Consider the following 12,342-nt stretch of genomic DNA (forward strand, 5'->3'; position numbering starts at 1 on the left):
GTTTCCCTCGTAACGAACCCGCGTGATAGCCGCAGGCCTAGCGCAAGTCCACGACCTCCACCGGCGGCAAGGCCAGTGCCCCCGGCTGCTCCATCCAGTGCCGCGCATTGAGCACGCCGCCATCAGCACGCAACTCGGCCACCTTTGCGGTATCGATCTCGGCGAAGACCCACTGCGCCACCCCTTCAACGCCCACCTTTACAACGCCGTCCTCCGGCATCCCGCGATCGGGCGGACCATAGACCGCAGCTGCGCCGCGGTTCTCGTCAACCGCCGGAGACCACGCCGCCTCGCCCACCGTCGGCGAGTGCACCGCATAGCATTGCCCCTCCAGCGCCCGCCCTTGCGCGCCGATCCGCACGCGCCAGTAACCGTGCAGCGTATCCGTACACGAAGGCACAAGCAGCACTTCCGCTTCGGCTTCGACGCAGGCGCGCGCCAGCAGCGGAAACTCGCTGTCATAGCAGATCGACACCGCCAGCCGCCCGAGCGCCGTATCGAACACCCGCAGCGTGGCACCCGCAGCGATGTTCCACTGCTCCCGCTCGAACCGCGTCATCACCAGCTTGTCCTGCACCGAGGACTTGCCATTGGGCGCAAACAGCCGCGCGGCATTGCGAAACCGCCCGTCAGCATCATTGCGCGGTGCCGATGCTGCCAGAATGTGCATCCCCGTCCGCGCCGCCAACTCGGCATGAAGCGCATCGACACGCGGCAGCAAGGCCGAGACGGTCTCGATGGAACCCGCCAGATCGCCCATCGTCGCAGGATCGAGGCTGGCCAGCTCCATCGCCCCATATTCGGGAAAGACCGCGAGCGAGGCCCCCGCCGCCGCAGCCTGTTCCACCCATCGCGTCAGCTTGGCCTCATAGGCATCCCAGCTCGCCAGCCGGTCGATCGGATACTGCGCGGCAGCGACGGTGAAGCTTACCATTGGCGCATCCAGTACTGCATCATGTTCACCTTCTCGGCCTCGTCGCCGTGTTCCTTCCATGACAGATGCGTGGTCAGACCCGGCACCACGGCATAGCCCCGCCGCGCCCAGAACGCATCGAGCGGAGTGTAGTCCGCAGGCCGCGCCGGATGATCGTCCTCCCGCACCACTGCAGCAAAGCACGCCGCATTTGCCCCGCAAGCCTTCGCCTGCGCCTCACGCTGGTCGAAAAATGCGTGACCGATGCCCTGCCCCCGATACGCCGGCAGCAACACGCTCTCGCCAAAGTAAAACAGCCGCGCAGTATCGATGCCGCGCGTCTCGAACGGCGCCCGAAACTCCGCCTTCTGGTGCATCATCGGAGCGGCCGTCGCCGCGCCGACGATCCGGGCGCCATCGAACGCCGCTACCAGCACGGCACCCGGCGCCGCCGCGTACTCGGCAATGTACTGCGCCTCATAGGCCGCATCGCCATCATAGAGATACGGATAGGCCGCGAAGACGTTTATCCGCAGCCGCGCCAGATCGTCCAACGCCGCCGCAATCTCGCCACCGGTCAGCGGCCGGACCGATACGCTCATTCGCCCACCACCTGCGTCGTCCAGTCGGCCAGATTGTAATACATCGTCAGCCGCGAGATCTTGCCGCCCTCGATGGCAAGGAATGCCCCCGCTGGCAGCACGTAAGTCTGCCCATTCGCTTCCGGCAGGCCTTCGTCGGTCGCCAGATATTCGCCATGGACAACGAACTCTGCGGCAGCCCGAGTGCCGTCCTCACTGGCCATCAACACAATGTCTTCAAGCCGCTCCTTGTAGCAGCGCTCCATGTGCCCGAGAAACTTGGCGAAGGCCGCCTTGCCGGTCACGCGCTCGCCCTGGTTGATGTCGTGCGCCACATCCTCGCTCAGGCATTCCAGCATGCCATCCCAATGCCGCGCATTGAAAGCGGCGTAGTAACGGGCAAGCAAGGCAATCGCATCGGTACGGGCGGCGGGACTGGTCATCGGCAGATCTCCTTTGCCGCCGGTCTAGCGCCCCTGATCGCGCCATTCCAGCACTCCGCCCTGCAAGGCTCCATTGCAGCCCTGCGCGGAATTGCACTTTGGCGCATGTTCGCCTATGGGCGGCAAGAACGCCCCGGCGCTTGCGATGGATTCGCCTCCAACGCGATGCCGGGGTTTTGTATTCTGGCCGGGCTGCTGCCCGGCGCCGTGCAGGAAGACGTCATCATGTCCCGTCGCCGCCAGATCTACGAAGGCAAGGCCAAGATCCTTTACGAAGGCCCCGAACCGGGCACGATCATCCAGTACTTCAAGGATGATGCCACTGCCTTCAACGCGCAGAAGCGCGGCACGATCAACGGCAAGGGCGTGATCAACAACCGCATCAGCGAGTACGTGTTCACGCGCCTCGCCCATATCGGCATCCCCACCCACTTCATCCGCCGCCTGAACATGCGCGAACAGCTCGTGCGCCAGGCAGAGATCATCCCGATCGAAGTGGTCGTGCGCAACATCGCCGCCGGTTCCATTTCCAAGCGCCTCGGCATTGAAGAGGGTGAGCCGCTCCCGCACACCCTGATCGAATACTACTACAAGGACGATGCGCTGGGCGATCCGATGATCGCCGAAGAGCACATCGCCTGCTTCGGCTGGGCATCGAACGAGGAAATGCAGGACATCTCCTCGATGGCGATCCGCGTGAACGATTTCCTCTGCGGGATGTTCGCGGCGATCAACATCAGCCTCGTCGATTTCAAGCTCGAATTCGGTCGCATCTGGGACGGCGATTACAGCCGCGTGATCCTGGCTGACGAAATCAGCCCCGACGGCTGCCGCCTGTGGGACATGACCACCGGCGAAAAGCTCGACAAGGACCGCTTCCGCCGTGACCTCGGCGGTGAAGAGGAAGCCTATCAGGAGGTGGCCCGCCGCCTCGGCCTGCTCGAAAACGACGGCGGCCCGAGCGAAGTCTTCGACCTTGGCGCACACCGCAAGCTGCGCGGGAAGAAGTAAGGCTTCAGGCCCCGTTTAGAAACACGAAGACCCCCTTCGGCAACGGAGGGGGTTTTTGTTTGCCCCAACTCCTCATTGCGCGTTCAGCACCGACCGGGCACACCCGCTGGCAATGTCTCTTCACCGCTTGCTCCCTTTCGCCGCCGCCCTCACCCTCGCCGCCTGCGCCGCGCAGCCTTCAAGCGTAACCAGCTCGCCGAAACCCACCTGGGCGTTCCAGCAAAGCGACCTCCCCCCCGATCCTGCCTACCGCTATGGCCAGTTGCCCAACGGATTGCGCTACATCATCCGCCGCAACGCCACGCCTGCCGGCACTGCGCAAGTCCGCATGGACGTCGCCACCGGATCGCTTGACGAGCGCGAGGACGAGCGCGGGTTTGCCCATTTCGTCGAGCACATGGCCTTCAATGGATCGACCCACGTGCCCGAAGGCGAGATGGTCAAGCTGCTCGAACGCAGTGGTCTTTCCTTCGGTGCCGACACCAATGCGCAGACATCTTTCGAGCAGACACTCTACATGCTCGATCTGCCGCGCAACGATCCGAAACTGCTCGATACCGCCCTCATGCTGATGCGCGAGACGGCAAGCGAACTTAAGTTCGATCCCGAAGCCGTCACGCGCGAACGCGGCGTCGTCCTGTCCGAACTGCGCGACGGGCAAGGCTGGAGCCGCACCAATCTCGAAGACCAGCTTGCCTTCTTCTACCCCACGGCCACTTACCCCAGGCGCTTGCCCATCGGCACGGTCGAAACGCTCAACGCCGCCACCGCCAACGCCCTTCGAGCCTTCTGGGCGCGCGAATACCTGCCCTCGAAAACCACGCTCATCGTCGTCGGCGATTTCGAACCCGAAGCGATTGAACAGGCCATCCGCACCCGCTTTGCCGACTGGCAGCCAAAGCCCGAAACCCCGCGCCCCGACGAGGGCAAGGTCGAACCGAAGCAGAAAGCCAGGGCTGACATCCACCTCGATCCCTCGCTGTCCGAGCGCGTGACCGCCTCGCGCCACGGACCGTGGCTGGATGAACCCGACACCATCGCCAACCGCCGCCGCAACCTCCTTCGCCAGATCGGCTACGGCGTCGTCAACCGCCGCCTTGCCCGCCTGAGCCGCGCCATTGACCCGCCGTTCCGCGGCGCGGGCTTCGGCACCAGCGAGGTTTTCCACATCGGCCGCACCACCAACCTGATCGTCGATACGGTCGACGGTGGCTGGCAGCGCGGATTTGCCGCTGCTGCCGGGGTCTATGCCCGTGCACTTGGCACCGGCTTCACCCAGCCCGAGATCGACGAGCAATTGGCCGACATCCGCACCGGCCTCGAAAACGCCGCCGCCGGGGCCGACACGCGCAGCCACGGCGCGCTGGTCTCTGCAGCGCTCGCCCTGATCCGCGACGATCAGGTGCCGACCACGCCGCAATCAGGCCTCGCGCGCTTCAGCCAGTTTGCGCCGACGATCACGCCAAAAACCGTCCTTGCCGCCCTGAAAGAGGAAGCTGTCCCGCTCAAGGACCCGCTGATCCGCTTCCAAGGCCGCGCCGCACCCAAGGGCGGCGAAGAAGCGCTCCGCAGCACATGGGCCAAGGCCACCCGCGCCAAGGCTCCTGCCGGCGAAGTCCCTGCGCCTGTCCCCTTCGCCTACACCGACTTTGGCCCCACCGGCGCGGTGGTTTCGGACGCTGTCGAACCGCTCTACGGCATCCGCCAGATCCGCTTCGCCAACAACGTCCGCCTCAACCTCAAGCGCACCGATCTTGCCAAGGACCGCATCGACGTCCGCCTCAATCTCGATGGCGGCGAAATGCTCGACAGCAAGGCCGATCCTCTCGCCACCGAGATGACCGGCGTCCTCGCCCGCGGGGGGTTGGCCAAGCACAGCGAGGACGACCTGCAGACCCTGCTCGCGGGCCGCTCGGTCGCCTTCGGACTGGGCGCTGGCGGAGACACCTTCTCCGCCGATACCACCACCACCCCACGCGACCTGGCGCTGCAACTGCAGTTATTCGCCGCGCTGCTCACCGATCCCGGCTACCGGGCGGAAGGCGAAGTGCTCTACCGCCAGAACATCGCCAACTTCTTCGCCCGCCTGCGCTCCAGCCCGGGCGCTGCCCTGTCCAACAGCATTGGCGGCATCCTGTCCGACAACGACCCGCGTTTCACCTTGCAACCGCAATCAGCCTACGCCGTACTCGGCTATGACAAGCTGAAGCAGGCAATCTCTGACCGCCTCGCCCGAGGTGCGCTCGAAATCTCCATCGTCGGCGACATCGATGAAGCTGCTGCCATCGATGCTGTGGCGAGGACCTTCGGTGCGCTCCCGACCCGCGAAGCCGGCTTCCGTCCCTATACCGCCGAACGCAAGCGCAGCTTCACGGCAAGGCGCGGCCTGCAGATCGTCCGACACACCGGCGAGGCAAATCAGGCGATCGTCCGCTACACCTGGCCCACCCGCGATGATCGCGACCCGGAAGAAGCGATGGCCCTTTCGCTCCTGGCCGAGGTCGCCGGCATCGAAGTGCTCGACAGCGTGCGCGAAAACCTCGGCAAGGCCTACAGTCCTGGCGCATCCTCGGCGCTGAGCCGGGTCTGGACCGGCTATGGCACCTTCACCATGAACGCCTCGGTCGATCTTGCCGACGTCTCCGCCACCCGCGCCGCTCTCGAGGACACCGCGCGAAACCTCATCGCCGCACCTGTTGACGCCGACATCCTGCAGCGCGCCCGCGCCCCGATGCTCGAACGCATCGACAACGCGCTCAAGAGCAATGGCGGCTGGAGTGCCCTTGCCGAACGTGCCCAGACCCAGCCAGACCGTCTCGCCCGCGCGCAGTCGGCCCGCGCCAGGCTTGAAAAGCTGACAGCTGCCGATCTGCAGTCCATCGCCCGCCGCTATCTCGCGCCCGACCAGGCGGTGCAGATCCTGGTGCTGCCGGAGGGAGCAGCAGCCCCTGTACGCTAGGCGACGGTTTCCTGATATCGCCTGATCGCCACCGTCCCCAGCACGCCCGGCGGGCGCGGCGGTGGCTTCAGTTCGCAGCCTTGCGCAGGCCGGCAAGGATCAGGCCCGCGTGGTTCTCGGCCATCCAGTCGATGTCGAGCGCTTCGGCCCCGACCGGTTCGAATACATTGCGCCACAGCGCGGCGAAGATTACGCCACCAGCTGCGCTGCGCGCCGCCATCTTGGGATCGGCGCAGGAAAACTCGCCACGCTCCACGCCGTGTATGATCAGCCGCTCGATCGCTCCTAGGACACATATCAGCGCGGTTTCGTGGTAGAACCGCGCCAGTTCGGGGAAATTTCTCCCCTCGCCGACAATCAAGCGGGGCAGGAACGCCATTTCGGGGCTGGCGATGCGCTTCATCGCGTTCTTCAGGAAAGCCCGAAGCAGCGCCGGCGCCGGCAGCGTGCCGTAGTCGCTCGGCAACAGCTTCGGCATCATTTCGGTGATGACCTCCGATACCAGCGCGCGGAACATCGCTTCCTTGCTGTCGAACGCGAGATAAAGCGCCGCGCGGCTGATTCCGACCCGCTTGGCGACATCTTCCAACTTGGCAGCAGCAAAGCCGCGCTCCGCGAACTCTTCTCGAGCGGCTTCAAGGATCCGGTCGCGCCGGTCGGCTGGGGTCACGCGTGGCATGCGCTAAGCATAACTGACACATGCGTCATAATGAAGCGGAAAAGCGGTGGCAGGCACGAGGAACCTTGCGCGTGGGGTGCGAGAAGTATCGGCTCTGCCGCACCTGCCACCGAATGGACACTAACCTGTCCTTGGCAAGCTTATGGTAACCCAGCCTGCGCGCTGATGCGTGATCGTTTTCCTACTTAAGCAATCCGCGCTAGGCCATTGCAACGCTCGTTCAATCGTTCCGATAGGGGCGGGAAATCGTGCGCATCGCCGTGCTGCGGGGTATTTTCTCTGGACAGTGTAAACCCCGTAAACCCCTCCCCCGATCTAGTCCCTTGCTCTTCACTGCCCTGCGTTGCATAGGCGCGCCAAGATTCTCCAGCATTCAGGTTCCGAAAGGCCACGCCGATGAAGGTCCGCGTCATTGTCACCCTCAAGAACGGCGTGCTCGATCCGCAGGGCCGCGCCATCCATCACGCGCTCGAAGGTCTTGGCTTTGATGGCGTCAACGATGTGCGAGCCGGACGGGTCATCGAACTCGACGTGGCTGACAGCACGACCGACTCCGCGCTCGACGAGATGTGCTCCAAGCTCCTCGCCAACATGGTGATCGAGAACTATCGCATCGAAAAGGCCGCCTGAGCTTAGGAACCCGCGCCATGGCTTTCACCTCTGCCGTCATCACCTTCCCCGGCTCGAATTGCGATCGCGACATGGCGGTTGCGATCGAGCAGGTCTGCGGCGGCACGGTCCATCGCGTCTGGCACGGCGATGCCGACTTGCCCGACAATCTTGATTTCATCGCCCTGCCCGGCGGCTTCTCGTACGGCGATTACCTGCGCTCGGGCGCGATGGCGGCACGTTCGCCGGTGATGCAGGCCGTGGTTCGCGCGGCCGAGCGCGGCGTGACCGTGCTCGGCGTGTGCAACGGCTTTCAGGTGCTGACCGAAGCGGGCCTTCTGCCCGGCGCGCTTATGCGCAACGCCGGCATCCGCTTCGTCTGCCGCGACGTGGCGCTAACGGTCGAAAACAACCAGTCGCTGTTCACGGCGGGCTATGACGCTGGCCAGCAGATCACGATCCCGGTTGCGCACCACGACGGCAACTATTTCGCCGACGATGCCACGCTCGACCGCATCGAGGGCGAAGGTCGCGTGGCGTTCCGCTATGCAGAAGCCGTCAACGGTTCGGCCCGCAACATTGCCGGCGTGCTGAACGATCGCGGCAACGTGCTCGGCATGATGCCGCACCCGGAACGCATGATCGAGGCAGCGCAGGGCGGCTCCGATGGGCGCGCCCTGTTCGAAAGCGTTGTGCGCGGCCTCGTCGCCGCCTGAGTGGTCAACCGGCTTTGCGGTTGCGCAAGCCGTTTTGATTGAACAGCGCTAGCGCGTCCACGGCGTTCATCGGGCGACCGAAGTAGTAGCCTTGGATCTTCTTCGCGCCGAGACGGCGGATGCAGGCCAGTTCGGCCTCGGTCTCCACGCCTTCGGCTGTCGTCGACATCTCCAGCGCGTCGGCCATCGCCACCACCGCGCGGACAATGGCCAGGCTTTCGGGATTGTCCTTGGCCGCCCCCTGCACGAAGCTGCGGTCGACCTTGATCGTCGAGAAACGCATCTTGCGCAGGTAGCCCAGCGACGAGTAGCCGGTCCCGAAGTCATCGAGCGCGACCCCGCAGCCGATGCCCATCAGGTTCTCGAGCGTCATCTGTGCGGTGGTGCCATCGCGAACGAAGATGCTTTCGGTGACCTCGATCTCGAGCCGGTGTGGCGAAAGGCCCGTGGTTGCCAGGGCACCGACGACGGTTTCGGCAAAATACGGGTCCAGCAACTGCTCGCCCGAGACATTGACCGCGATCTTTACGTGGTCGGGCCAGCGCATCGCCTCGGCACACGCCGTTCGCAGAACCCACTCGCCAATCGGCACGATCAGGCGCGTGTCTTCGGCCAGTGGGATGAACTTCACGGGGTTGACGAAACCGTGCTCCTTGCTGGTCCAGCGCAACAGCGCCTCGAAACTTTGCACCTGCTCGGTCGTCGCATCGACGACGGGCTGGTACATCAGCGAGAACTCGTTGCGTTCGAGCGCATGGCGGAGCGAGAATTCGAGCTTGCGCCGCTCCTCTGCATGGGCGTGCAACGACGGCTCGTAGGTACAATGCCGCCCCCCGCCCTCATCCTTGGCGCGATAAAGCGCCAGATCGGCATTGCGCAGCAAAGTCTCGACCGAGTTGCCATCGCGCGGCGCGATGGCTGATCCGACGCTGGCGCCCACGTAGAGGACGTGGTGATCGATCTGGTAGGGTTGCGAGAGCGTCGAAATGATCGCGTCAGCCAGTTCGGTCACACGGTCCAGATCGGCGGCGTCGCGGATGACGACCGCAAATTCATCGCCACCCAGACGTCCACAAACCTCGTCATCGCGCATGATCACGCGGAGACGTTCTGAAACGAGCGCCAGCATCTGGTCACCGACGAGATGCCCCAGGGTATCATTGATCGCCTTGAAGCGGTCGAGATCGATCATCATGAACGCACAATGCGTACGCCATTTCTCGGCGTAGGCCATCGCATTGCCGAGCGCTTCGGTCAGCATCAGGCGATTGGGCAGACCGGTGAGCGTGTCATAGCGGGCCAGATAGGCGATCTTCTCGGCACTTTCGCGCTGCTCTGTCACGTCGGAGCCGACGCCCCGGAATCCGATGAACGTGCCGTTCTCGTCAAGCTTGGGCGAGGCGGACAGTTCCCACCAGCGATGACTGCCGTGCAGGGTCACGCGGACCAGCAGGTTGGAGAAGCTCTCGCGCCGCTTCAGGCGTTCGGCAAGGTCATGAAGACTGGAGTGGAAATGCCCTGAATCCCAAGCCGCTCCAGCGATGAGCTGGATCAGGGGCCTGCCGTCGACATCCTCCGGGTCCTCGCCCAAGGCGAACGCGAAACGCGGCGAAACCGAGCGTACGCGGCGGTTGGCATCGATCTGCCACAGCCAGTCCGCATCGCCTTCCTCGAATTCCCGCAGCAAAAGCGACACGACTTCGGACTTCTCTGCCATTCCCGCCTCGGCAAGTCTGGCACCAAGAAACGTCCTCGCCGCTTCGATGCCCCCGACCGAGACGATCGCAACAAAAGCGGCAGCAACGGCGGCTGCCGTGAATTCGCCGGAGAACAGGAAGACAAGGACTGCGGAAAGGCCGACGATCCCTGAGAAGGTCACCGTGGCCAGAGGCATGGCGGCAAAGGTCACGGCCATGCCGGCCATGAGCATCGCCATGACAGTCCACAAGGTCATGCGCACCGCCGGCTCGGCAAAGGGTGCAAAGACCAACATGGGCACGCTCCACACCGCGGCGGTGCACAGCGAGCTGATCGTCTGGCGATGTACTTCCTGGCGCGTGACGCGGCGCTTGTCGGCATCGATCAGGGTGCGGTCGAAACGGGCACCGCTGATCAGCACCGCCACAAGCAAAGCCATCCAGCCAACCAGCAGAAACGGGCTGACCGTGGCTGCAAATATCTGCATGACCAGCAGCGATGCCAGGGCATGAGCAAGAAGCCGCGCGAAAGTGAGACGCGCCAGGCTGCAATACTGCAGACCGCGAAGCCTGCCCCAGTCACCCTCCACCGGGTCGCGAAGCCCGATGACAGCCAGGATCGGCAGACGCGCTGCAGATGAATCGATAGAAGGCATGGGCGGCGTGGTCACCGGCCGAGGATTACCGACATTTGATTATTCAATCGTAAGCAAAACCCTTGCAGTCCGGAACATGTCGCGACGGCGAGGCATCATCGAAAAGGCCCGCCACGCCTCGTTCGAGGCGCGACGGGCCGGACTTTCCTCCCCAGGAAAGGTCGTGTCTGGCAGTGCGACGCGTTAACGTCTTTTCGAGTTAACGACCCAGTGCGCTGCCAAGCCGGTGGTAGAGGTTCGAGAACTTGACCGATTCGGGCTGGTCCTCGATTGCCTTCAGATAGTGCAGTACGGCTTCGCGGATCAGCTTGAAGTCCTCGGTCGAGAGGACCGCGCGGGCACGTGCAGGTTCAGCCATGGTGGGTCTCCTTCTTGGATCTTCGAGGCGTGATTGCCGCGAGGATTTGCTTTTCGGAGAGGGGTGAAGCCCCTTCCCGACCCCTCCCCTTGCGGGGAGAGGCTTTCAGTCTTTCACGTCTTAGGCTGCGAACTGGTTCATCGTGTTGTGGACGCCGCCTGCCTTGAGCGCGGCTTCGCCCGAGAAGTATTCCTTGTGATCGTCGCCAATGTCCGAGCCGGACATGTTCTGATGCTTCACGCACGCGATGCCCTGGCGGATTTCCTCGCGCTGGACCTGCTTGACGTAGCCAAGCATGCCTTCTTCGCCGAAGTAGCGCTTGGCGAGGTTGTCGGTGCTGAGCGCGGCGGTGTGGTAGGTCGGCAGCGTGATCAGGTGATGGAAGATGCCAGCCTGCGCCGCAGCATCACGCTGGAACGTGCGGATGCGCTCGTCAGCTTCTATGCCAAGCTCGGTGCCATCGTAGTCCACGCTCATCAGCTTCGAACGATCGTAGGCCGAGACGTCCTTGCCTGCTTCGACCATCGCATCATAGACTTGCTGGCGGAAGTTCAGCGTCCAGTTGAACGAGGGGCTGTTGTTATAGACCAGCTTGGCGTTGGGGATCACTTCGCGGATGCGGCTGACCATCCCGCCGATCTGGCCGATGTGCGGCTTTTCGGTTTCGATCCACAGCAGGTCCGCGCCGTTCTGCAGCGAGGTGATGCAATCGAGCACGCAACGATCCTCGCCGGTTCCGCTGCGGAACTGGTAAAGGTTCGAAGGCAGGCGCTTCGGGCGCATCAGCTTGCCATCGCGGGCAATCAGCACGTCGCCGTGGCCGAGATTGGCAGGGTCGACTTCATCACAATCGAGGAAGCTGTTGTACTGGTCGCCCAGGTCGCCTGCCTCACGGGTGTAGGCAATCTGCTTGGTAAGGCCAGCACCCAGCGAGTCGGTGCGGGCAACGATGACGCCATCGTCAACACCAAGTTCCATGAAGGCGTAGCGGACCGCGCGGATCTTCGCGAGGAAGTCCTCGTGCGGAACGGTAACCTTGCCGTCCTGGTGGCCGCACTGCTTTTCGTCCGAGACCTGGTTTTCGATCTGGATGCAGCAGGCGCCGGCTTCGATGAATTTCTTGGCGAGCAGATAAGTTGCTTCTGCGTTGCCGAAGCCCGCGTCGATGTCGGCGATGATCGGCACGATGTGCGTTTCGAACTCGTCGATCTTGTGGAGCAGGCGATGCGTGTTGACAGCGTCGCCAGCCTTCTTGGCCGCATCGAGATCGCGGAACAGCATGCCGAGCTCGCGGGCGTCTGCCTGCTTGAGGAAGGTGTAGAGTTCCTCGATCAGGTCCGAGACGCTGGTCTTCTCATGCATCGACTGGTCGGGCAGCGGACCGAATTCGCTGCGCAGTGCGGCAACCATCCAGCCCGAAAGGTAGAGGTAGCGGCCCTTGGTCGTGCCGAAGTGCTTCTTGATGGAGATCATCTTCTGCTGGCCGATGAACCCGTGCCAGCAGCCGAGCGACTGGGTGTAGTTCGCGGGGTCAGCGTCATAGGCCTCCATGTCGCGGCGCATGATCTTGGCGGTGTAGCGCGCAATATCGAGGCCGGTGTGGAAACGGTTCTGCAGGCGCATGCGGGCCACGCTCTCGGGCTCGATGCCATCCCAGGTCTGGGCGAAAGGCGCGATGGCCTTGCCTGCTTCGACGATCTTGCTGTGGTAGGTCATGTCC

11 protein-coding genes are annotated in these 12,342 nt (G+C 63.7%); 4 read left to right on the forward strand and 7 right to left on the reverse strand.

Going from position 1 to position 12,342, the window contains the following annotated elements; all coding sequences use genetic code 11:
- Positions 1 to 37 precede the first annotated feature (37 nt).
- From B9A23_RS07365 to B9A23_RS07375, 3 genes are read right to left on the reverse strand one after another with little or no spacing between them, the layout of a single operon-like run.
- Positions 38 to 934, reverse strand: a complete 897-nt coding sequence (locus B9A23_RS07365) for a carbon-nitrogen hydrolase family protein (protein WP_084278204.1) — start codon at positions 932 to 934, stop codon at positions 38 to 40.
- Entirely contained in the window at positions 928 to 1,515 is a 588-nt protein-coding gene (locus B9A23_RS07370) for a GNAT family N-acetyltransferase (RefSeq protein WP_084278205.1), read from the reverse strand. Before B9A23_RS07370 ends, B9A23_RS07365 begins: the two co-directional genes overlap by 7 nt.
- Entirely contained in the window at positions 1,512 to 1,937 is a 426-nt protein-coding gene (locus B9A23_RS07375) for a ketosteroid isomerase-related protein (protein WP_084278206.1), read from the reverse strand. The genes B9A23_RS07370 and B9A23_RS07375 overlap by 4 nt, the downstream gene beginning before the upstream one ends.
- A gap of 225 nt (positions 1,938 to 2,162) precedes the next feature.
- Between B9A23_RS07375 and purC the strand changes: the two genes are divergently transcribed.
- Both purC and B9A23_RS07385 read left to right on the forward strand, forming a co-directional pair.
- Entirely contained in the window at positions 2,163 to 2,948 is a 786-nt protein-coding gene (gene purC, locus B9A23_RS07380) for a phosphoribosylaminoimidazolesuccinocarboxamide synthase (protein ID WP_039332937.1), read from the forward strand.
- A 112-nt stretch (positions 2,949 to 3,060) separates the two neighbouring features.
- Complete coding sequence (locus B9A23_RS07385) at positions 3,061 to 5,907, forward strand: M16 family metallopeptidase (protein ID WP_084278207.1); 2,847 nt, start codon at positions 3,061 to 3,063, stop codon at positions 5,905 to 5,907.
- 67 nt (positions 5,908 to 5,974) lie between these two features.
- Here B9A23_RS07385 and B9A23_RS07390 read toward each other — a convergent pair whose 3' ends face one another.
- On the reverse strand, positions 5,975 to 6,586 hold the full coding sequence (locus B9A23_RS07390; protein ID WP_084278208.1) for a TetR/AcrR family transcriptional regulator: 612 nt from the start codon (positions 6,584 to 6,586) through the stop codon (positions 5,975 to 5,977).
- Between the two features lie 396 nt (positions 6,587 to 6,982).
- On the opposite strand from B9A23_RS07390, the gene purS reads away from it, so the two are divergent.
- Complete coding sequence (gene purS, locus B9A23_RS07395) at positions 6,983 to 7,216, forward strand: phosphoribosylformylglycinamidine synthase subunit PurS (RefSeq protein ID WP_084278209.1); 234 nt, start codon at positions 6,983 to 6,985, stop codon at positions 7,214 to 7,216.
- 17 nt (positions 7,217 to 7,233) lie between these two features.
- The gene (gene purQ / locus B9A23_RS07400; protein WP_084278210.1) at positions 7,234 to 7,911 is read left to right on the forward strand and encodes a phosphoribosylformylglycinamidine synthase subunit PurQ; all 678 of its coding nucleotides are present in this window, start codon (positions 7,234 to 7,236) and stop codon (positions 7,909 to 7,911) included.
- Positions 7,912 to 7,915: 4 nt separating this feature from the next.
- Here the strand turns inward: purQ and B9A23_RS07405 are convergent, their stop codons facing one another.
- From B9A23_RS07405 to B9A23_RS07410, 3 genes are all read right to left on the reverse strand, one after another.
- Positions 7,916 to 10,264, reverse strand: a complete 2,349-nt coding sequence (locus B9A23_RS07405) for a putative bifunctional diguanylate cyclase/phosphodiesterase (RefSeq protein ID WP_084278211.1) — start codon at positions 10,262 to 10,264, stop codon at positions 7,916 to 7,918.
- Positions 10,265 to 10,463: 199 nt separating this feature from the next.
- Positions 10,464 to 10,622, reverse strand: a complete 159-nt coding sequence (locus B9A23_RS22745) for a hypothetical protein (RefSeq protein WP_011444689.1) — start codon at positions 10,620 to 10,622, stop codon at positions 10,464 to 10,466.
- Positions 10,623 to 10,742: 120 nt separating this feature from the next.
- Positions 10,743 to 12,338 carry an isocitrate lyase gene (locus B9A23_RS07410; RefSeq protein ID WP_084278212.1) on the reverse strand — a complete coding sequence of 532 codons (1,596 nt, stop codon included), beginning with the start codon at positions 12,336 to 12,338 and terminating at the stop codon, positions 10,743 to 10,745.
- Between the last annotated feature and the right edge of the window lie 4 nt (positions 12,339 to 12,342).

The sequence above is a fragment of the Novosphingobium sp. B1 genome, assembly GCF_900176395.1.
Taxonomy (GTDB): Bacteria; Pseudomonadota; Alphaproteobacteria; order Sphingomonadales; family Sphingomonadaceae; genus Novosphingobium.